A 21441-nucleotide genomic window follows, 5' to 3' on the forward strand; every position below is an offset into this window, starting at 1 on the left:
CCAACGCCTATCGTTTTGAGGAATCGCCATGTTGATCAAAGACAAGCACACCGGCTTTATTCACCCGAGCAGCAGCGAAATAACATCGCAAAGTCTGTATCTGCAGCGGCGCCAGTGGCTGCGGCTGGCCGCTGCGGGAGGGGTTGCGGCAGCTGGCGGCGCAGTCTGGGCGCAGGGCAAGGCGGTAGAAGGACTGGCGCCGATGGCTTCGGTCAAATCTGCCGTCGCAGGAGCGATGACCATGGAGCCGCTCACGCCGTACACCGATGCGCGCAGCTACAACAATTACTATGAATTTGGGCTGGAGAAGGAAGACCCGGCACGCAATGCACCAAGCCTCAAGACGCGCCCTTGGACGGTGAAGGTCGAAGGCCTGGTGAATAAGCCCAAAACGTTTGGCATTGAAGAGCTGCTCAAGCTCAGCCCGATGGAGGAGCGCATTTACCGTCTGCGATGCGTCGAGGGCTGGTCCATGGTGATTCCGTGGATCGGCTATTCGCTGTCCAAGCTGCTGGCGCAGGTGGAGCCGCAAGGCAGCGCCAGGTATGTGGAGTTCGTCACCCTGGCAGATGACAAGCAGATGCCGGGCCTCAAAAGCCGTGTGCTGGACTGGCCCTACACCGAAGGCCTGCGCCTTGACGAGGCCATGCACCCGCTCACCTTGCTGGCTTTTGGTATGTATGGCAACGAACTACCCAAGCAAAACGGCGCGCCGCTGCGCCTGGTGGTTCCTTGGAAGTATGGTTTCAAGAGTGCCAAGAGCATTGTCACCATCCGCCTGACCGAGAAGGAGCCGGGCACCGCCTGGAACAAGGCGGCACGCAACGAATACGGCTTTTATTCCAACGTGAACCCGGGTGTGCCGCATCCGCGCTGGAGCCAGGAGACCGAACGCCGCATTGGTGAGGGCGGCTTGTTTGCCAAGCGGCACAAGACCTTGCTGTTCAATGGCTACGAAGCACAGGTAGGCCAGTTGTATGCGGGCATGGATTTGAAGAAGAATTTCTAAAAAAGCATCCACCGGCGCGCATCCAGCATGCGCTGTAACTCCTCTATCCATAGCAAATGAACTCATCTTCTGCTGCAAAGGCAGCTATCCGCGCGGCCCTGCACCTGCTGTGCTGGCTGCCAGCAGCCTGGCTGTTCTATCTGGCCGCCACGGATGGCTTGGGGGCCAATCCCGCAGAGGCACTGCTGCGATCTTTGGGGGACTGGGCATTGCGTTTTCTGTGCGTGGCGCTGGCTGTGACACCGCTGCGCCAGTGGCTGCATTGGCCGCAGCTGGCGGCATACCGTCGCATGCTGGGGCTCTACACCTTCTTCTATGCCACGCTGCACTGGCTGGCCTATGTGGTGTTCGACATGGGGCTGGACTGGGCAGGCATCGTGGCCGATCTCCCCAAACGGCCTTTCATTCTGGTGGGGACCCTGGCGTGGCTGGTTTTGCTGGTGCTGGCGGTCACTTCTATCCCCGCCCTGGTGCGGCGCCTGGGCGGCCGGCGTTGGCAGAAGCTGCACCGCGCGGTCTACGCTGTCGCTGCGCTGGCCGTGCTGCATTTTTTGTGGATGCGCGCGGGCAAGAACCATTTTGGTGACGTATGGCTGTACGGCAGCATACTGGCTGCACTTCTGCTGGCTCGTGTGGTGTGGGCGGTGCAGCGCAGGCGTTTGCGGGTTGCAGCGCGCTGATGGCTCAGCCTGCTGCCACTGGTTGCGGCGAGATGGGTGTGCGGGGCAGGGCGTAACTCTGGTTGTCCATCAGGTCAATGCCGCACAGGAGGTGATCGAGCCAGTCAAAAAACTGTGCAATCGCAGGCCCCATGATGGGGGCGCCGTGCTGCGGCACGATCAGAGAAATTTCCAACTGGCGGGCCATGGCCACCCACAGGCGCAGCACCTTGTTGGAGACCATGTAGCGGCGGTGAAAGCCTTCCATGCGCGGGATGTGCGGGCTGAGGTCTGTCACCGGCGTGCGGGCCAGATAGCCATCGGTCAGCGATACGCCCAGGTCGCCGGTAAACAGGATGCGGCTGATTGGGTCGTAGAAGTGGAAGTTGCCCTCGGCATGCAGAAAATGCGCGGGCAGTATGTGCAGCTGGCTTTGGCCCAAAGGCAGGATGCCGCCTGCATCGTGCACTGGAATGACGCGGTTTTCCGTCTTGCCTACCTTGGTGAAGTGGGGAACGAAGCGCTCCCACACGCGGGAGATGACCAGCGACGCCTTGGTGGATGTGAGCCAGCGGTCCAGCGATGCGATGATGTCCGGATCGGCGTGCGAAGCAATCAGGTATGAGAGTTTGTGCGGCGAGAAATAGCGCACCATGCCCATGTACAGTTCATTGAAGGCCAGATTGCCGCCTGGATCAATGATGGCGCCAGTGCCATGGTCCACGATCAGAAACTGATTGGCCTGCACGGCCTGTGTGTCTTCTTCCACCAAGTCGGTGAACATCAGGCAAGCGTGATGTTCGTCCCGGTACAGCTCCACAGGTGCCAGCGCCATTTCTTTTCCAAACTTCCGTTACAACGCGTTGCACTGTAGCGAATGCAGGACCGATAACGCTTGATGTTAATCAAGTGATGGCCGTGCAGACGCTCCACGGACTTGTCTGAGGCCACCAATAGCGCCTGCGCCAGATTCTGGGCGCGGGAGGCTGCTATTTTTGATTGCTGATATTAGGTTGGAGAGGCTTGAGATCGGGCTCGGGCGTATCGCCGCGCGGATCCAGGGTTTGGGGCAAGGTGGCGCGGTTGGCCGCAGCAGGCTCCTGGGGCAGGTACAGTGGTCCTTTTTGGCCGCAAGCCGCCAGGACTGCCGCACCGCCGGCAAGGACAATGGCCTTGCATACAATTTGAGAAATACTCCGCATAGAGACATTGTAATGAACGAACTCGAATACCTGGATGCTGCCGAAAAGCTGTTGCTCTCTGTGGAGCAGGCATGTGACCGCATTAACGACGACACCGACGCCGACATTGATGCCCAACGCGTGGGAGGCATGGTGACGCTTACCTTCTCCAATCGCAGCCAGATCATCATCAACCTGCAGCCTCCTTTGCACGAAGTGTGGATGGCCGCAAAATCCGGTGGTTACCACTACAAGTGGGATGGCAAGGTGTGGAGGGATACCAAGACTGGTAACGACTTCTATGCCGATCTTACGCGCGATGCGACCGCGCAATCTGCCATGAAATTGTTGTTTGGCGCTTGATGGGCTAGCACCTGTAGAGCTGCGAAATCGATAGCGCCATGAAACAAGCCCCGCAATGCGGGGCTTGTTTTTGTCGGCACGAGAATAATTAGTCGCGGAACAGATCCAGGATCTTGTTGCGCTCTTCGGCATTGGGGGCTGGCACGGGCGAGGTTGCGCCTGGAATCGGTGTATCCAGGCCCAGGTTCGGGCCGCCACGGGCGTACTCTTCGTAGTACCAGTCGCCGCCTTGGTTGACCAGGCCGCTGGGTGCCTGCATCTGGGTGACAGGCACTCCTTTGAGCGCATGGTGCATGTAGTTGATCCAGATGGGCAGGCTCAGACCGCCGCCAAATTCGCGGGCTCCCAGGCTGCGCGGATTGTCATAACCCATCCAGACGACCGCTGCAATGGTAGGTTGAAAACCGGCGAACCAGGCGTCAACCGCATCGTTGGTGGTACCTGTCTTGCCATAGATGTCCGGGCGCTTGAGCTGGGCCTGGGCTTTGGCAGCCGTGCCATAGCGTGCCACGTCCTGCAGCAGTGAGTCCATCACGAAGGCGTTGCGCGCATCGATGGCGCGGGGCAATTCGTCCACCGGAGGGGGCGTGAATTCCGACAGCACGTTGCCGCGGTGGTCGGTGATCTTGGCAATCAGGTAAGGATTGACACGGTGCCCGCCATTGGCAAACACCGAGTAGCCCGCCGCCATCTGCATGGGGGTGACAGCGCCTGCGCCCAGTGCCATGGGAAGGTAGGGCGGGTGCTTGTCGGCATCAAAACCAAATTTTGCGACCCATTCCTGCGCCTTCTTGGGCCCGACGGACTGCATGACACGGATGGTCACCAGGTTCTTGGAACGGGCCAGGGCCTGGCGCATGGTCATCGGCCCATCGAAGCGGCCATCGGAGTTCTTGGGCTCCCACGGCTGCTGTCCGCCCGAGCCGGGGAAAGTGAGCGGGGCGTCATTGATCACCGTAGTGGGCGAGAAGCCTTTTTCCAGCGCGGCGGAATAGATGAACGGCTTGAAACTGGAGCCAGGCTGGCGCCAGGCCTGTGTGACGTGGTTGAACTTGTTCTTGTCAAAATCAAAACCACCCACCAGGGCCTTGATGGCGCCGGAGCTGGGGTCCAGCGACACAAAGGCGCCTTCTACCTCGGGCAGCTGGGTCAGCTCCCAGGTCTTTTTGCCGGTTTCCATGATGCGGACGACAGCGCCCGGGCGCAGCTTGGTGTTGGGTGGCGCCTTGTCGCTCAGCCCCGATTGCACGGGTTTGAGGCCTTCGCCAGTGATCTCGATCGGGTCGCCGTCGGCACGCGTCACCACCACTTTGCGCGGCGATGCTTCCAGTACGACTGCGGCCAGAATGTTGCCGTTGTCCGGGTGCTGGGCCAGGGCTTCGTCGATCGCGTCGTCGCGTTCCTGCTGGGTCTTGGGCAGGGTGATGAACTTTTCCGGGCCACGGTAGTGCTGGCGCTTTTCGTAATCCATGATGCCCTTGCGCAGCGCATCGTAGGCGACTTCCTGGTCGCTGGCGATCAAGGTGGTGTAGACGTTCAGGCCGCGCGTATAGGCTTCGCTGCCGTATTGTGCAAAGATCAGCTGGCGTGCCATTTCGGCCACGTACTCGGCATGCACCTTGTTGTCGGCGTAGCTGGATCGGATGCGCAGCTTCTCGGCACGGGCCTCGTCGGCCTGTGCCTTGGTGATGAAGCCGTTTTCCTCCATCCGGTCGATGATGTAGAGCTGGCGCACCTTGGCGCGCTTGGGGTTGCTGATCGGGTTGTAGGCCGATGGCGCTTTGGGCAGGCCTGCCAGCATGGCCGCTTCAGCCACGGTCACATCCTTGAGCGGCTTGCCGAAATACGTCTCTGACGCTGCCGAGAAGCCGTAGGCGCGGTTGCCCAGGTAGATCTGGTTCATGTAGATTTCCAGGATCTGGTTCTTGGTGAGCGTGTGCTCCAGCTTCAGGGTCAGCAGGATTTCGTAAATTTTGCGGGTATAGGTCTTTTCTGAAGACAGATAGACATTGCGCGCCACCTGCATGGTGATGGTGGAGGCCCCTTGGGCTTTTTCACGCCCCAAATTCGCCAGCAGGGCCCGGGCCATGCCCTTGTAGTCGACACCGTTGTGCTCAAAGAAGCGCGTGTCTTCGATGGCCAGGACGGCATCCACCATGATCTTCGGAATGTCCTTGATAGGTGTCAAATTTCGACGTTCTTCGCCAAATTCGCCCAACAACGCCCCTTCTGACGAGTAGACTCGCATGGGGAGTTTGGGGCGGTAGTCGGCCAGTTCCGAGACATCGGGCAAATTGGGGTAGGCCATGGCCAGTCCGACTGCAACCACGGCGACCCCAGCGATTGCCAGAGCAATGAGTAATGCAATCAGGCCGCCAAAGAATTTGAGCACCTTGCTGCCCAGGCTGGTTTGCCTGGGCTGGGGCTTTTCAGGGGTTCGGCGCGAGAGGGGGGCGTCTGGATTCATTGGGTCAGACAGTCAAATAGGCATGCATAAGCAGGAAATGCTATCACGCGGAAGAAGCTGCGCTTGTGGTTACATGCATGGTTAGGCTGGGCCAAATGTCATCCAAATTTCAATGTATACCTTGTATCGTATTGTTTTGACAACGAATTGGAAACGCAGATTACGCCGTTCTTTGCTGCACGACTATCTTGCTGATAGCATCCATAGAGGGTGTTAAGTTTTGTAGCTCAACATAGAGCAAAAATAAGGGAGGAGTCCATCTTGGTCTCACTGGGATCTATGTTCCGACGCCAGCCACCGAGCCTTTTAGGCATTGATGTGAGCGCGTCGAGCATCAAGTTGGTTGAACTAGGGAGGAGCGGCAGCGGTCAATATGTGGTTGAGCGCTGCGCGCAAGAGCTTTTGGAGCCTGGCTGGGTCACCGAGTCGGGCATTGAGCGTTTTGACGAGGTCGCGGATTCGCTGCGGCGCCTTGTCAAAAAAAGCGGTACACGCACCAAGCAGGCTGCGTTGGCACTGCCACTTTCCGCTGTCATTCAGAAGAAAATCGTGCTCCCCGCCGGCTTGTCCGAGCTGGAAATGGAGTTTCAAGTTGAATCGGAAGCTAACCAATACATACCTTTTTCCTTGGATGAGGTGAATCTGGACTTCTGCGTGATCGGGCCTTCTGCCAACTCCGTGGGAGATGTGGATGTCCTGATTGCTGCGGCGCGCAAAGAGACGGTGCAGGATCGCCAGGGCCTGGCCGAAGCTGCAGGACTCAAGCCCGCGGTGCTTGAAATTGAATCCAACGCCACTGCGCTGGCAGCACGTCGGCTGATCGGCAATATGCCCAGCAAGGCCAAAGATGCGTTCATCGCCATTTTTGAAATTGGCGGTGGTGCTTCTTTCTTGCAGATCATCCATAACAACAATGTGATCTACGAGCGTGACCAGTCGTTCAACGGCGGGCAGCTGACGCAGATGATCACGCGGCAATATGGCTTCTCGCAAGAAGAAGCCGAGCAAAAGAAGCGCAACAACGATCTGCCCGCTGATTACAAGACAGTGGTGCTGCGCCCGTTCGTGGAAAGCGTTGCTCAGGAGATCAACCGCGCATTGCAGTTCTTCTTTACGAGCACGCCGCACAACAGAATTGACCACATCCTGCTGGCTGGCGGGTCTGCAGTACTGGATGGGCTGACGGATGCCGTGATTGACACGACGGGGTTTGCGACCTCCGTAGCCAATCCATTTGAAGAAATGGTAATGGATGCTGCGGTGCGGTCACGCAGCAAAAGCAAGGACTTCTCCACCTATCTGACGGCCTGTGGCTTGGCTTTGCGGAGGTACGCAGCGTGATTTTGATCAATCTGCTTCCTCATCGGGAGCTTGCGCGCAAAAAGCGCAAAGAGAGCTTTCAAGTCTCCATGCTGGCTGCCGCCCTCTTTGGTGGCGCCATCTGTGGTGCCATCTATATGGTCTACCAGTATCGCCTGGATCAGCAAGAGCAGCGCAACGGGCTTTTGACCTCCGAAATCAAGGCGCTGGATGCAAAGATTGCCGACGTGGCCAAGATTGACGCTGAAATTGCTGCCCTGAAGGCGCGGCAAAAGGCGGTGGAAGATCTGCAGTCGGATCGTAATCTCCCCGTCCACTTGCTCAATGAGCTGGTATTGCAACTGCCAGATGGCGTCTATGTTGAAAGCCTGAAACAGCAAGAGCAAACCGTCCAGATCCAGGGGATTGCCCAATCCAATGAGCGGGTGTCGGAATTGCTCAACAGCCTGGCCACCAAGACCCCTTGGTTGTCCAAGCCTGAGCTGGTGGAGGTGGTCGGCACCACAACCCAGGTCAACGCCAAAGAGAGAAAACGGGTATCTGGCTTCAATCTTCGTTTCCGGCTGGTCCGCTCCAGTGAAATAGAACAGGCAAATGCCTCGCCTGAGCAAAAGAAATAGGGACTGCTATGGCAACCAAAAAGAATATGCAGTTGGGAGAGGGATTTAAAAATCTGCAGAGGCAGTTCCAGAATCTGGATCCCAAGGACCCATCGCTGTGGCCTGCGGCGCCGCGTTGGATGTTGTTGATCGTGATCGCCGCTTTGGTCGTGGGCCTGGGCTGGTATTTCTATCTGAGCAGTTTTGATGAGGAACTCACCACTTCTCAAGGCAAGGAATTGCAGCTGAAGGAAGACTACAAATCGCGTTTGCGCAAAGCTGTCAATCTGGAGGCATTGCGCAAGCAACGCGAGCAGGTGCTGCAATATGTGACACAGCTCGAAAAGCAATTGCCCAGCAAGGCTGAAATGGCGGCACTTCTGTCTGACATCAACCAGGCAGGTATTGGTCGCAGCTTGCAGTTTGACCTTTTCAAGCCAGGGCAAACGGTAGTGAAGGATTACTATGCGGAATTGCCCATATCGCTCAAAGTGAACGGCAAATACCACGATATCGGTTTTTTTGCGGCCGATGTTGCCAATCTTTCGAGAATTGTGACGCTCAATAATATGAGTTTGGCGCCTGCAAACAAAGATTCCGAAATGCTGGTGCTCGATGCCACTGCCCGTACCTTCCGCTATCTGGATCCGCAAGAGCTCAAGGAGCAGCAGGATGCCAAGACCAAAGCCAAAAAATAAGGGGGCGGAATGAACAGTTTTTCTAAGCTTCTCTTGTGTGCATCCACTGCGCTTTTGCTCGTGGCGTGTGATGACGAAAGCGATAATTTGCAGGTGTGGATGCAGCAGGAGCAAGCTGCCACCCGGCCTTCGGTGAAACCAATTGCCCCTCCAAAGGAATTTGTACCCCAGGCGTATGTGGCTGCATCCACCCTGGATCCTTTCAGCAAAGAGCGTTTGGCTGCGGTTTTGAGAGGCAGCAGTGGGGCGCCCCCTACCATTTCCGACGCACTGGTTGCGCCAGAGCGCGCCCGCCGGAAAGAGCAGTTGGAGTCATATCCTCTGGATAGCATCACCATGGTGGGCTTTCTCAAAAAAGGTGCTGCAGATGTTGGCTTGGTCAAGGTGGATGGCCTGATCTATCAAGTCAACAAAGGCATGTACTTGGGGCAGAACTACGGCAAGATCAAAAACGTCAACGAGAGCTCAATCACCATGCGTGAAATCGTTCAGGATGGGGTTGGTGAATGGGTAGAGAGAGATGCAGTCTTGGAGCTGCAGGAGGCCAAAAAATGAAAAAATTCACTCTTTTGCTGCCATTAGCAGCGATTCTTCTGTTGCCTGCTTCGGTTCTGGCCCAAGGCAAGATCAACAGCGTTTCCACCGTTGTGCGCGACGGTGTGGAACTCGTCAAAATTGAAACGGATGGCGCGCCTCTCGTGCTGCCCGAGACTTTCAGCATTCAATCGCCTGCACGTGTCGTGCTGGACTTGCCAGGCTACAAGAGTGCGTTGCCCAGCAACCGAATTGAGCTCAATCAAGGTAACCTGCGTTCCTTGAATGTGGTAGAGACCGATACCAAAGCGCGACTGGTATTGAATCTGAAAGAAAGCACGACCTACAAGACCGAGGTCAGCGGGAAAGATCTGCTCGTGGCCATTGAGCCGGCGGCGAAAAAAGTGGCGGCCAGTCAGCAAGACCAGCAATTTGCCGCAGACGGGAATTCGTTCTCGCAGCCCCTCTCAGATGTGGATTTCCGCCGGGGAACGGATGGCGCTGGTAGGTTGGTGATTGCTCTGCCCAATAATCGCGTTGGCGTGAACATCGCCAAGATGGCGGATGGGCTGACTTTGGAATTGCAGCATACGACGCTCCCCGAAGGTCTTCGACGCAAGCTGGATGTTTCTGACTTCGGAACTCCTGTCCGGATGATTTCCTCTCGCCAGGCAGGTAATGCCACCTATGTCGATTTGAAGAACACAGGTGAGTGGGAACATAGTGCGTACCAAAGCGATAACCAGTTTGTGGTCGAAGTTCGCCAGCGCAAATCCGATCCCAACAAGCTTGGGTCCGGCGGAACATTTACTGGCGAGAAACTGTCGCTGAGCTTCCAGAATATTGAAGTCCGTTCTTTGCTCCAGGTGATTGCAGATTTCACCAATTTCAATATCGTGACATCGGATTCGGTCAATGGCTCTCTGACTTTGCGCCTGAAGGACGTACCTTGGGATCAAGCCCTGCAAATCATTCTGGATGCCAAAGGCTTGGGAATGCGCAAGTCGGGTACAGTGCTTTGGATTGCTCCAAAGGACGAGATTGATGAGCGTATTCAAAAGGATTTTGACGCAGTCGCAAAACTGGAAGAAAAAACGCCCTTGCAGACGCAGTCATTCCAGCTGAATTATGCAAAAGCTACTGATTTGTTGAAACAAATCACCACCAACACAGGAAACGGTGGCGCTTCCGGCGGGCAAAGTAGGTTCCTCACTCCACGAGGTTCAGCCATTGCGGAACCGCGGACCAATCAGCTTTTCATCACCGATGTTCCTGCTAAACTAGAGGAGTTTCGTCGCCTGCTTGTGACACTGGATGTACCAGTTCGCCAGGTATTGATTGAGGCTCGAATTGTGGAGGCGCGTGATACATTTGGACGGTCGCTGGGCGTTCGTCTTGGTGGTGGTGACATGCGTGCGGCTAAGGGCGGTGACGGCGGTTACTCGCTCGGAGGCGGCAATCGCGTAGGTTTTGGTACCAGCTACGACAATGCAGTAGGCACGACGGGCATGGGTGGCACGAATAATGCGGGTGGTAATTTTATTAACTTGCCTGCGGCAGCCCTCTCTACAGGTGCAGCGAATGGTTCTTTCGCTCTTTCCATTTTTAATTCTGCAGCGAATCGGTTTTTGTCGCTTGAGCTGTCTGCAATGGAGGCTGATGGGAAGGGGAAAATTGTTTCCAGCCCACGGCTGATTACTGCAGACCAGACAAAGGCTCTGATTGAACAGGGTACGGAAATACCGTACCAGAATTCTGCGCAGAATGGTGCTACGACGGTTGAATTTAAGAAGGCGGTCTTGAAGTTGGAAGTGGTTCCACAAATCACACCAGAAGGTAATATTATTCTGGACCTGGATGTTTCCAAAGACTCCAAAGGTGCAGATACTACAGCCGGCCCTGCCATTGATACCAAGCACATCAAGACGCAGGTTCTGGTGGAAAATGGCGGCACTGTGGTAATTGGTGGCATTTTTGAATTGCAGGAAACGCAAACCACCAATAAGATACCTCTGTTGGGTGATGTTCCTGTTATTGGTAATTTGTTTAAGAACAATGTCCGTGAATCGGAAAAGCGTGAGATGTTGGTATTTATTACGCCGAAAATGATTTCGGATCGTGGTGAAATGCGTTGATTAATCGGGGAGATGTATGAAAAAGTTATTTAAGCCATTTATTTTACTCGCGCCGTTGGTGTTGGCGGCGTGCGGAGGTGGCGGAGGTAGTGGCGGTGACACACAGCTGCAGTATTCAATTAAGTTAAGCGCCTCCAAAACTTCGGTTCCGGTTAATCTTAACTCGACTACTCCTGGTTTTGGAGGGGATTATTATCCCTATATGTCTACTATTTATGTTCAGGCGAATGAGGGCGGTAGCCCTATTCCGGACAAGGAAGATAATGCATTTGGGTGCAATGTCACTTCTGGATTGGATTCTGGCTCGTTGTACTATCTCGACGGCAAAGATGAACACACGATGGAAGTGGATGATGGGAAGGGCGGGACAATAAAGGTTCCTGGCTCATACCGTTCCATTACTCTCGGGTCCAACTCCGGCGGCGCGTCTTTTCATGTGATATCCAAACGAATTGCAGGCGATGTCGTGGTTGCCTGTTCCGTGACAGACCCCCGAGACAATAAGGTATATGCGAGCACAGTGACGGTGAAGGTTGGTGGTGGAAGCACCGCGACTCCAGCTGGTGTTACTTATTCTGCGCAAACCAATTACTTGGGGTCGCGCAATAATGTCAATAATGTGCCAAATCAAGTGGCAGTGGAAGCAACGGTTCGCAATGATGCGAATCAGCCCATCTCCAACACTGGTAAGCCCAATTTGCAAGTTGCCATCATTCCAAACGGCACGTCTTCTGGCGCGCGTTTGATGGCTAACGGTCAGAACAGTGGCGGTTCTTTGCAGGTAAGTACGCTCAATGGCATTGGTCAGTTCTCCGTGGCAAGTGGTCCTTCTACTGGTGCCCTGCTTCTCCAGCTGACGGTCGACCGGTCTGACAATGATGTGTCAAATGGCATTCAGGACGCCATCACGCAGTATGCAGTGCTCCAAGTGGTTGACGGTATTGCCACCTCTGCCTTGGCAGTTGACACAACGCAATTGACCATGAACGCCGTAAGCGGTGAGGCTTTTGCGCAAGCCGTGGTTGCCAAGGGTGGGGTTCCACCATATACGTGGTCCGCTACCTCTACCTTGCCACCTGGATTGACATTGAGCCCTTCGGGTCTGGTTTCTGGCACGCCTAAGGTGAGCAAGGCCGCAGATTACAACGCTGTTGTGACGGTAAAGGATGCGAATGGTGTCACAGCAACCGGTACTTTGGTCATCAAGGTAACGGTGCCTGACGCTCCTGTGGCTTTCAGCATCAATGGCTGCAGCTCTTCGACGGCAAGGTGTCTCCTGCCTACTGCAGAGGTCGGCTCCTCGTATCTGTATAGCTTCTCTGCAACTGGTGACAATATAACGTGGTCGCTGACTGGTGGACCTAGCTGGTTGACTGTGAGCCCTTCTGGCGTGATTTCCTCGGGCAAGCTGCTGACCTGCACTGATGTTGGTGAATACAACTTCTCGGTGACCGCGAAGAATTCGACCAGCTCGGTGAGCCGTGAAGTGAAGGTGACCATCACTGATTCGGCAGACTCCTGCAAAGTAGATCAACCATAATCTACGCACATAGCCTCAAAACCTCCGGTGTCCCCGGAGGTTTTTTTATGCCTGTGCGAGCTCGTTTATGATGCGTTATTGGTGTTGTAGGGCTGGATAATGGTGCCTTCCGTGTGTTTTATTGGATTGCCGGGTAGCGGAAAATCCACAATTGGCCGTCAGCTCGCCCGCAATTGGGGCGTCGAATTTGTGGATTCAGATCTTGTGTTGGAGCGTCGCCTGGGCTGCTCCATCAAGGATTATTTCGCAGCGCATGGCGAGCAGGCTTTCAGGGATGCGGAAGCGGAAGTTCTTGCCGATCTTGCGCGTGGGCAATCAGCCTGTGTGCTGTCAACGGGGGGCGGGGCGGTGCTGCGTGCTGAGAACCGCGCCGTGTTGCATGCAAATACGACGGTTTTCTATTTGCAATCCAGCCCTGAAGACATTGCCCGCCGCTTGCGAAATGACACCAGCAGGCCGTTGCTGCAGGGTGAAGATCCGCTCAAGCGCCTGCGGGATTTGTTGGTGGTGCGCGCGCCTTTGTATGAGGAGACGGCGCATTTCGTCATTGACACCGTTCGCTGCTCGACCGCGCAAGTTGTGCGCAAAGTGACAATGCAGGCTGAGCTCGCGGGCGTGGTTCCCATGGCTGGGGCGGCACCGCAGTCGTAGTGGCAAGGGATTGACACCATGGGGTGGCGCCCCACGCGAAGAGCGCTAACATGGGTCATGTCGTTGACGTATCCTGCCCGAGGTCTGCATTGGTAGAGAGGTTCTCTGGCTTCAATATAAATCTGCGTTTTGCTAAGGCGCGTTGTTGGCGCGGAGTGCAGATTTACGTCACATAGACCGAGGTGCAGCGGAACCCAGGCAAGGCAGGCCGATATCCACCAAGTTCAGGCTGTTAAAAAGACTGGGCCTGGATAAGATAATCACCAGATACCCATCATTAGCTTCATCAACCGTGACCGAAACTGTTCATATCGATCTGGGTGATCGTTCCTATCCCATAGTCATTGCTGGTGGCTCCATGTCGTTGGCAGATACGTTTGCGGCTTGTCCCAAGGCGGCGCAGGCACTGATTGTCAGCAATGAAACCGTAGCGCCGCTGTATGCCGAGCGCTTGCAGCGCGCTCTCTCGGGCCGCTATCCGCAGGTGCAGGTGCTGCAGTTGCCGGATGGCGAAGTGCACAAGAACTGGCATACCCTGCAAACCATTTTCGATGCCTTGCTGGAAAGCGGCGCTGATCGCAAGACGGTGTTGTTTGCGCTTGGCGGGGGCGTGGTGGGAGACATGACGGGTTTTGCTGCGGCGAGCTTCATGCGCGGCGTGCCTTTTGTGCAGGTTCCAACCACGTTGCTGTCCCAGGTGGATTCATCGGTGGGGGGGAAGACCGGCATCAACCATCCGCTGGGCAAGAACATGATTGGCGCGTTCTACCAGCCACAACTGGTGGTATGCGATCTCGATTCGCTCGATACCTTGCCTGCGCGCGAGCTGAGCGCTGGGCTGGCAGAAGTGATCAAATACGGCCCGATCGCCGATATGGCCTTCATGGACTGGTTGGAGGCGAACATGGACGCGCTGATGGCGCGTGACAAGCAAGCCCTGGCCCATGCTGTGCGCCGCAGTTGCGAGATCAAGGCAGATGTCGTCTCCAAGGATGAGAAGGAAGCTGATCTGCGTGCCATTTTGAATTTTGGCCATACGTTTGGCCATGCCATCGAGGCTGGCATGGGCTATGGTGTGTGGCTGCATGGCGAAGGCGTGGGGGCCGGCATGGTGATGGCAGCCGAGCTGTCGCTGCGCCTTGGGCTGGTGGATTGGGCTTTTGTTCAGCGCCTGCGGGCCTTGATCGAGAGGGCTGGTTTGCCCGTGCAGGGCGCCATTCTCGATGCGCACGACAACGCAGGCCGCTACCTGCAACTGATGCGCCTCGACAAAAAATCGCAGGCGGGCGCCATTCGCTTTGTATTGATTGATAGCCCAGGCAAAGCCGTGGTGCGCGAAGCGCCCGATGCATTGGTGCGTGAAGTCATCGACACCTGCTGCGCGGCATGACCGCGCTTTGGGCAAAACGGTTGCTGGCGATGATGCGGTACGCGGCTCTCTTTCGCGATTGATGGTATTCCGAGATTAGTGGAAAGGGCAGCATGCAGGCCGTAGATTCATCTCCCGTATGGACTGAGGCCGGGCTTGCGCCCTACGCCTGTTATTCGCACCTCAGCAAGGGCCGCATCCATGCGCAGGATGCCGCGCCCACACGCAGCGAGTTTCAGCGCGACCGTGACCGCATCGTGCATTCTTCTGCGTTTCGCCGCCTGGTCTACAAGACCCAGGTGTTTCTGAACCACGAAGGCGATCTTTTTCGGACAAGGCTCACGCATTCGATCGAAGTGGCCCAGCTGGGCCGCTCCATCGCGCGCGCACTGCGCATCAACGAAGACCTGACCGAGGCTATTTGTCTGGCGCACGACCTGGGCCACACGCCATTTGGCCACGCAGGGCAGGATGCGCTCAACGCCTGCATGGTCAACTTTGGCGGTTTTGAGCACAACCTGCAGAGTCTGCGCGTGGTGGATGATCTGGAAGAGCGCTACCCCGGCTACAGTGGTCTTAATCTGTGCTTTGAGACGCGCGAGGGCATCCTGAAGCATTGCTCTGCCGCCAATGCCCGCAAGCTGGAGGCGCGGGAGCCCGGTGGCGTGGGGCGTCGTTTTCTGGTGGGGGAGCAGCCCGCTCTGGAAGCGCAGCTGGCCAACCTTGCCGACGAGATCACCTACAACGCACATGATGTGGATGATGGCGTGCGATCGGGCCTCATTACCGTTGTGCAGCTGATGGAGATTCCGCTGTTTGCACGCTATGCGGACGAGGCGGTGCGCGAACATCCACAGCTGCAGGAGAGCGACTGGCAGCGCCGCTGGTTGTACGAAGCCATTCGCCGTATGCTCAGCGAGCAGGTATACGACGTGATCCGCAACACCGGTGCTGCTTTGCAGGCTGCGCAGCCCGCAAACGCCGATGCGGTGCGGGCGCTGCCGCCGCTCGTTGGCTTCAGCGACGCCATGCGCGCGGAATCGGCAGCGCTCAAGCGCTTTCTGTTTCAAAACCTCTACCGCCACCCCCAGGTGGTAGATACCACCAGCCGCGCCAAGGTCGTGGTACGCGAGCTGTTTGATATTTACCTGGCCCGGCCCCAGGAGATGAAGCCACGCTATGCCGCGCGGGCCCAGGGCCTGGAGCAGGCAGCCTGCGCGCGCGTGGTGGCCGATTTCATCGCTGGAATGACAGACCGCTATGCCCTGCGTGAGCATGAGCGCTTGACTGGCAAGCAGTTGTTGACGGAATAGCGGTTTTTGGCGGCGTAGGCACGCGCTTGCAGGGGGCTCCTAGCCGCCCATCGTGCAGGTTCGGAGCGTGTGGGGCGCCGCTGCGCAAGCGAGCGATTGCTCTACTGCCATGGGCGAGAAAGGCGCAATCGCTACAATGTGCCCAATTCTGCCTTGCCCTGCAGCCCTGAGAACGTAGACACGTTCTCGCAAGCGCTGCAGGCTGCCGACGCCGCCGTGCACTGCCTGTCAAGCGCCGTTTGCCTGTACATCCATAACACCCACCAGAAAGCCCGCCATGACCGATGACCACGCCACGCCTGCGCAAGGCGCATCCATGCACGAAATCGCGATTGCCGATACCGTCAACTGGCTGGAGAAGGCGGTGATCGGCCTGAACCTGTGCCCGTTTGCCAAAGGCGTGCATGTCAAAGGGCAGATCCATTACACCGTCAGCGATGCCGACGATGTGGAGGGTGTGGCCCGGGCGCTGCACCGGGAGCTGGAGGCGCTGGCCGAAGCCAACCCCGAAAAGCGCGACACCACCTTGCTGATCCTGCCGTACGCGCTGCATGATTTTCTGGATTTCAACGACTTTCTGGAGCTGGCAGACGACATGATCGACGAGCTGGAGCTGGGGGGGATCCTGCAGGTGGCGTCGTTCCATCCGCTCTACCAGTTCGAGGGGACGGACGTGGACGATGTGACCAACTGCACCAACCGCTCGCCATACCCCACCTTGCACCTGCTGCGCGAAGACAGCATCGACAAGGCCGTTGAAGTGTTTCCCGAGGCGGAATCGATCTACGAAAAGAACATGGACACGCTTGATCAACTGGGCCTGGAAGGCTGGCTGGATCTGGACGTGGGTGCGCGCTGCCCCTTTCCTCACAAGGAATCGCAAAAGCACGCAGCAGCAGGCCATGCCGACGACCAGAAAGCCGATTGATGACCAAGATCAAGCCCCAGCGCGACGTGAACGGCGCTGGCAAAAAGCAGCCCGCGGTACAGGGCATTGCCGAGCAATTGGGCCTCAAGCCCGGGCAGTCGATCGAGCTGCTCAAGGCGCTGCACATCCTCACGCGCGACGGCAAGATGAACCAGGATTCGCGCCGCAAGCTCAAGCAGGTCTACCACCTCTACCAGTTCATCGAGCCCCTGCTGGCCGAGCTGTCGCAGAATGAGCACACCGTTAGCCTGGCCGACCATGGCGCGGGCAAGTCGTACCTGGGCTTCATCCTGTACGACCTGTTCTTCAAGCAACTGGGCCGTGGCCGCATTTACGGCATTGAAACGCGCGCGCCTCTGGTGGAGGCATCGCAGCAACTTGCCGCCCACCTGGGTTTTGAGCGCATGGCGTTTCTGAACATGTCGGTGGCCGATTCCACGCACGCCGATGCCATGCCCGAGCGGTTTGACATCGTGACCGCTCTGCATGCCTGCGATACCGCCACTGACGACGCCATCGCCTTTGGCCTGGAGAAGAAGGCCCGCGCCATGGTGCTCGTGCCTTGCTGCCAGGCCGAAGTGGCGGCCTGCCTGCGCCAGAGCAAGGCGCTGCAACTGTCACGCACGCCCTTGGCCGAACTGTGGCGCCACCCCATTCACACGCGCGAAATAGGCAGCCAGATCACCAATGTGCTGCGCTGCCTGTACCTGGAAAGCCAGGGCTACCAGGTGACGGTGACCGAACTGGTGGGTTGGGAGCACAGCATGAAAAACGAGCTGATCCTGGCGCGCTACACCGGCCAGAAAAAACGCAGCGCGGCCGAGCGCTTGCAGCAGTTGCTTGCCGAGTTTGGCCTCGATGCCTCGCTGCAGCACCGCTACCCCCTGCTGGCCGCTGCAGACGCCAAGCAGGCATAGATTTATCTGCTATTCCAAAAAGAGCTTTCAGCACTTGCCACCAAAGCGCTGAAAGCTCTTTTTATTGATGTATCAGCGTGCCAGGGCCAGTGCGATGCCCATCGCCATCAATACGGCGCCAATCCCCCGGTTGAGCCACTGCGCCTTCTGCAGCACGCGATTGCGGATCGATGGCGTGGCCAACACGCAGGCCACGGCTGTAAACCATGCGCCATGTGCGACGGAGATGAACAGGCCGTAGCCCACCAGCACCCACGACGGCGCGCCGGGCTGAACCACCTGTGAGAAAACGCTCACCACAAACAAGGTGGTCTTGGGATTCAGCGCATTGGTGAAAAAGCCGGTGCGCACCGCCGCCCAGGGGGTCATGCTGCCGGTCTGCACCTGGCTATGGGTGCCCTCAGGCCCATCCGTCGCCGCGGGCAGAGCAGGGCTGCGCAGGGTCTGCCAGCCCACCCATACCAGGTAGGCCGCGCCCACCAGCTTGAAGGCCGTGAACCACGCGGGCGAATGCTGCAGCAGCCATGCCACGCCCAGCATGCTGTAGCACACATGCACCTGCACTCCCAGGGCAATGCCCCAGGCCACCAGCATGCCGATCCGCTTGCCGTACAGCAGACTGCAGCGCGTCACCATCGCGAAATCGGGCCCGGGGCTGATGACTGCCAAAATTGTGATGCTGATCACCGCGAGCCATTCCATATGCATTCCTTCAATTCAATAATGAAGGGAATTGTGAGAGGGAGAGAAAAGAAAGAAAATCGATTTATTCTCCGTAAAAAAGATGAGAAAAACTCAATGAATTCGGCGCGCCTTCCCCCATTGAAAAGCCTGCAGGCCTTCGAGGCGGTGGCACGCACGGGCTCTGTGGTGCGGGCGGCAGACGCCTTGCACGTGACGCAAGGCGCGGTCAGCAAGCAGTTGCGACAATTGGAAGCAGCGCTGGGCGTGGTCTTGTTCGAGCGGCGCAACCGAGGCGTGCACCTCACCGCCGCTGGCCAGCAGCTGTACCAGGCCTGCACGCAGGCGCTGCAGACGCTGGCGCAGGCCGTGGATGCCGTGCGTGCGCCTGCGGCCACGCGCCCACTGGTGCTGTCGTGCGAGCCAACCTTGGCCATGCACTGGCTCATTCCGCGCCTGCCGCAGTTACAGGCGGCGTGCGCTGGCGTGCAGTTGCACCTGGTGGCGGGCGGTGGCGCGGTGGATTTCGGGCGGGATGGCATAGACCTCGCCCTGCGCCGCAACGATTTTGCACTGCAGCCGCATTGGCAGGTGCATGCCGTGGCACCGGAATACATGGGGCCGGTGGCCCAGCCCGCGCTTGCACAACGTTGGTTGTCGCCGGAGCCGGGCGGCACAAAGCCTTTAACTACGCTCGTGGCCCTGCATTCCGCCACGCGCCCGCAGGCATGGGCCAACTGGTGGGCTGGCAGCTTTTCGGGCAACCGCCTGGCAGACCTGCCGCAGCGCATGGTGCTGGAGCATTTCTATCTGTGCCTGCAGGCCGCCATCAGTGGCCTGGGTGTGGCCATGGCGTCGGTGTACATGGCCGATGCCGCCGTACAGGCTGGCAGCCTGGCGGCGCCGCTGGGCTGGCGCGCAGATGGCTCCGGCTATGTGCTGATCCATGCGCGCGGGCTGGGGGATGCGCGCACTGCCGGCGTACATGCCTGGCTGCAGCAGGCGATGGCGCAGACGCTGGCGCAGAACGGGCTGTCTTCATAGACAGGATGCGTGCGCCCCGGGGGGCGAATCTACTGGTGTAGCGGGGCTCTTTCTTTGTGTTGATTCCACTCAACAGAAAACGGCCTTTCGGCCGTCTTCGGGTAGGTGCTTGTGTGCGCTGGGGAAAGTTGTTCAGACCTTTTCCAGAATCACCGCAATGCCCTGGCCCACGCCAATGCACATGGTGCACAGCGCGTAGCGGCCGCCCAGCGTGTGCAGCTGGTTGACTGCCGTGGTAGCCAGGCGCGCGCCCGATGCGCCCAGGGGGTGGCCCAGGGCAATCGCGCCGCCCCACTGGTTGACGCGCTTGTCGTCATCGGCCAGGCCCAGATCGCGCAGCACGGCCAGGCCTTGCGCGGCAAAGGCTTCGTTCAGTTCGATCACGTCCATCTGGTCCAAGATCAACCCAGTGAGCTGCAGCACTTTGCGCACGGCCGGCGCCGGGCCAAAGCCCATGATGCGCGGCGCCACACCTGCAGTGGCCATGCCCACTACGCGCGCCTTGGGCGTCAGTCCGTATTGCGTGGCGGCTTCGGCGTTGGCCAGCAGCAGGGCGCAGGCGCCGTCGTTCACACCCGATGCATTGCCCGCTGTTACCGTGCCGCCCTCGCGCACCACGCCTTTGAGCTTGGCAAGCGCTTCGAGCGTGGTGGCACGGGGGTGTTCGTCCTGGCTCACAACGATGGGATCGCCCTTTTTCTGGGGAAGGACGACGTTCACGATTTCCTGGGCCAGGTAGCCTGCGGCAATGGCGGCGGTGGCTTTTTGCTGCGATGCAAGCGCCATGCGGTCTTGCGCTTCGCGTTCGATCTTGAAATCATCCGCGACGTTCTCCGCCGTCTCGGGCATGGAGTCCACGCCGTACTGCGCCTTCATCTGCTTGTTGATGAAGCGCCAGCCGATGGTGGTGTCGTACACCGCATTGCTGCGGCTGAAGGCCGATTCCGCCTTGGGCATCACAAACGGTGCGCGGCTCATCGATTCGACACCGCCTGCAATCATCAAGCGTGCCTCGCCCGCCTTGATGGCGCGGGCTGCAGTGCCGATGGCGTCCAGCCCCGAGCCGCAGAGGCGGTTGATGGTGGCGCCGGGCACATCCACGGGCAGGCCGGCCAGCAGGCTCGACATGTGGGCCACGTTGCGGTTGTCTTCACCTGCCTGGTTGGCGCAGCCGTAGATCACGTCGGTCACGGCCTTCCAATCCACACCGGGGTTGCGCTCCATCAGCGCCTTGATGGGCGCTGCGCCCAGGTCATCGGTGCGCACGCCGGAGAGCGCGCCGCCGTAGCGGCCAAAAGGGGTGCGGATGGCATCGCAGATAAATGCGTCGGTCATGGTGGTCTCCTGAATGGGTGTCAATGAAAAGGAAGGGTGGTTAGATCAGGCGCAGGCCGATCATCTCTTCCAGCGCGGGCTTGTCCAGCCCGGCCACGGTGTCGATGAGCTTGAGGCCCTGGGGCGTGACTTCGATCGTTGCCACATCGGTGTAGATGCGCTTGACGCAGCCGATGCCGGTGAGCGGGTAGCTGCATTGCTTGACGATCTTGCTCTCGCCCTTCTTGGTGAGCAGATCCATCATCACCCAGGTCTGCTTGGCACCAATGGCCAGATCCATCGCGCCGCCCACGGCGGGAATGGCGCCGGGCTCGCCGGTGCTCCAGTTGGCCAGGTCGCCGTTTTCGGCCACCTGGAAAGCGCCGAGCACGCAGATGTCGAGGTGGCCGCCGCGCATCATCGCAAAGCTGTCGGCATGGTGAAAGTAGCAGCCACCCGCCAGCAGCGTCACGGGCTGCTTGCCGGCATTGGTCAGGTCGTAGTCTTCTTCGCCAGCCGCTGGGGCGGGGCCCATGCCGAGGATGCCGTTTTCCGACTGCAGAATCACTTCGCGGTCTTTGGGGATGTGGTTGGCAACAGCGGTTGGTTGCCCGATGCCGAGGTTGACGTAGGCGCCGTCATGAATATCTTGCGCCACGCGTGCGGCCAACTCGTCCTTGGTGCGTTTTTGGTAGCTGCTCATGGTGTTATCTCCTGCG

General features: G+C 58.2%; 21 protein-coding genes. 15 read left to right on the forward strand and 6 right to left on the reverse strand.

Annotated elements, in window-relative coordinates; genetic code table 11:
- Positions 1–28: 28 nt before the first annotated feature.
- Together msrP and HNP33_RS07590 are read left to right on the forward strand one after the other, a co-directional pair.
- Positions 29–1009 carry a protein-methionine-sulfoxide reductase catalytic subunit MsrP gene (gene msrP / locus HNP33_RS07585; RefSeq protein ID WP_184706953.1) on the forward strand — a complete coding sequence of 327 codons (981 nt, stop codon included), beginning with the start codon at positions 29–31 and terminating at the stop codon, positions 1007–1009.
- 56 nt (positions 1010–1065) lie between these two features.
- Positions 1066–1689 (forward strand): sulfite oxidase heme-binding subunit YedZ, encoded by a 624-nt coding sequence (locus HNP33_RS07590; RefSeq protein ID WP_184706955.1) that lies wholly within the window; start codon positions 1066–1068, stop codon positions 1687–1689.
- Between the two features lie 4 nt (positions 1690–1693).
- Here the strand turns inward: HNP33_RS07590 and HNP33_RS07595 are convergent, their stop codons facing one another.
- Positions 1694–2503: an MBL fold metallo-hydrolase gene (locus HNP33_RS07595; RefSeq protein ID WP_184706957.1), complete on the reverse strand. Its 810-nt coding sequence runs from the start codon at positions 2501–2503 to the stop codon at positions 1694–1696.
- Positions 2504–2657: 154 nt separating this feature from the next.
- Positions 2658–2870: an LPS translocon maturation chaperone LptM gene (lptM, locus tag HNP33_RS07600; RefSeq protein WP_184706959.1), complete on the reverse strand. Its 213-nt coding sequence runs from the start codon at positions 2868–2870 to the stop codon at positions 2658–2660.
- Between the two features lie 12 nt (positions 2871–2882).
- On the opposite strand from lptM, the gene cyaY reads away from it, so the two are divergent.
- Entirely contained in the window at positions 2883–3212 is a 330-nt protein-coding gene (cyaY, locus tag HNP33_RS07605; RefSeq protein WP_184706961.1) for an iron donor protein CyaY, read from the forward strand.
- An 88-nt stretch (positions 3213–3300) separates the two neighbouring features.
- On the opposite strand, the gene HNP33_RS07610 is transcribed toward cyaY, so the two are convergent.
- On the reverse strand, positions 3301–5679 hold the full coding sequence (locus tag HNP33_RS07610; protein ID WP_184706963.1) for a penicillin-binding protein 1A: 2379 nt from the start codon (positions 5677–5679) through the stop codon (positions 3301–3303).
- Between the two features lie 261 nt (positions 5680–5940).
- Between HNP33_RS07610 and HNP33_RS07615 the strand changes: the two genes are divergently transcribed.
- The 11 genes from HNP33_RS07615 (at position 5941) to HNP33_RS07665 (ending at position 17683) form a co-directional block, all read left to right on the forward strand.
- Positions 5941–7020: a pilus assembly protein PilM gene (locus HNP33_RS07615; protein ID WP_184706965.1), complete on the forward strand. Its 1080-nt coding sequence runs from the start codon at positions 5941–5943 to the stop codon at positions 7018–7020.
- Positions 7017–7619 carry a PilN domain-containing protein gene (locus tag HNP33_RS07620; protein WP_184706967.1) on the forward strand — a complete coding sequence of 201 codons (603 nt, stop codon included), beginning with the start codon at positions 7017–7019 and terminating at the stop codon, positions 7617–7619. The genes HNP33_RS07615 and HNP33_RS07620 overlap by 4 nt, the downstream gene beginning before the upstream one ends.
- A gap of 8 nt (positions 7620–7627) precedes the next feature.
- On the forward strand, positions 7628–8296 hold the full coding sequence (locus HNP33_RS07625; RefSeq protein WP_184706969.1) for a type 4a pilus biogenesis protein PilO: 669 nt from the start codon (positions 7628–7630) through the stop codon (positions 8294–8296).
- 9 nt (positions 8297–8305) lie between these two features.
- The gene (locus HNP33_RS07630) at positions 8306–8851 is read left to right on the forward strand and encodes a pilus assembly protein PilP (protein WP_184706971.1); all 546 of its coding nucleotides are present in this window, start codon (positions 8306–8308) and stop codon (positions 8849–8851) included.
- Complete coding sequence (gene pilQ, locus HNP33_RS07635; protein ID WP_233464431.1) at positions 8848–10965, forward strand: type IV pilus secretin PilQ; 2118 nt, start codon at positions 8848–8850, stop codon at positions 10963–10965. The genes HNP33_RS07630 and pilQ overlap by 4 nt, the downstream gene beginning before the upstream one ends.
- A 16-nt stretch (positions 10966–10981) precedes the next feature.
- Complete coding sequence (locus HNP33_RS07640; RefSeq protein ID WP_184706975.1) at positions 10982–12505, forward strand: putative Ig domain-containing protein; 1524 nt, start codon at positions 10982–10984, stop codon at positions 12503–12505.
- A 99-nt stretch (positions 12506–12604) separates the two neighbouring features.
- Positions 12605–13156: a shikimate kinase gene (locus tag HNP33_RS07645; protein WP_184706977.1), complete on the forward strand. Its 552-nt coding sequence runs from the start codon at positions 12605–12607 to the stop codon at positions 13154–13156.
- A 292-nt stretch (positions 13157–13448) separates the two neighbouring features.
- Entirely contained in the window at positions 13449–14546 is a 1098-nt protein-coding gene (gene aroB, locus HNP33_RS07650) for a 3-dehydroquinate synthase (protein ID WP_184706979.1), read from the forward strand.
- Positions 14547–14638: 92 nt separating this feature from the next.
- Positions 14639–15838, forward strand: a complete 1200-nt coding sequence (locus tag HNP33_RS07655) for a deoxyguanosinetriphosphate triphosphohydrolase (RefSeq protein WP_184706981.1) — start codon at positions 14639–14641, stop codon at positions 15836–15838.
- A 277-nt stretch (positions 15839–16115) separates the two neighbouring features.
- Positions 16116–16766 (forward strand): DUF1415 domain-containing protein, encoded by a 651-nt coding sequence (locus HNP33_RS07660; protein ID WP_184706983.1) that lies wholly within the window; start codon positions 16116–16118, stop codon positions 16764–16766.
- Positions 16766–17683 (forward strand): class I SAM-dependent methyltransferase, encoded by a 918-nt coding sequence (locus tag HNP33_RS07665; protein ID WP_184706985.1) that lies wholly within the window; start codon positions 16766–16768, stop codon positions 17681–17683. The genes HNP33_RS07660 and HNP33_RS07665 overlap by 1 nt, the downstream gene beginning before the upstream one ends.
- 72 nt (positions 17684–17755) lie before the next feature.
- Here the strand turns inward: HNP33_RS07665 and HNP33_RS07670 are convergent, their stop codons facing one another.
- Complete coding sequence (locus tag HNP33_RS07670) at positions 17756–18385, reverse strand: LysE family translocator (protein WP_418903827.1); 630 nt, start codon at positions 18383–18385, stop codon at positions 17756–17758.
- Positions 18386–18481: 96 nt separating this feature from the next.
- Here HNP33_RS07670 and HNP33_RS07675 point away from each other — a divergent pair, with 96 nt between their 5' ends.
- On the forward strand, positions 18482–19408 hold the full coding sequence (locus HNP33_RS07675) for a LysR family transcriptional regulator (protein ID WP_184706989.1): 927 nt from the start codon (positions 18482–18484) through the stop codon (positions 19406–19408).
- A gap of 132 nt (positions 19409–19540) precedes the next feature.
- Here HNP33_RS07675 and pcaF read toward each other — a convergent pair whose 3' ends face one another.
- Together pcaF and HNP33_RS07685 are read right to left on the reverse strand one after the other, a co-directional pair.
- Positions 19541–20743: a 3-oxoadipyl-CoA thiolase gene (pcaF, locus tag HNP33_RS07680; protein WP_184706991.1), complete on the reverse strand. Its 1203-nt coding sequence runs from the start codon at positions 20741–20743 to the stop codon at positions 19541–19543.
- 40 nt (positions 20744–20783) lie between these two features.
- A complete protein-coding gene (locus HNP33_RS07685) occupies positions 20784–21425 on the reverse strand; it encodes a 3-oxoacid CoA-transferase subunit B (RefSeq protein WP_184706993.1) in 642 nt (213 codons plus the stop codon).
- Positions 21426–21441: the final 16 nt, after the last annotated feature.

This window comes from Comamonas odontotermitis (assembly GCF_014207855.1).
Classification (GTDB): Bacteria; Pseudomonadota; Gammaproteobacteria; order Burkholderiales; family Burkholderiaceae_C; genus Comamonas; species Comamonas odontotermitis_A.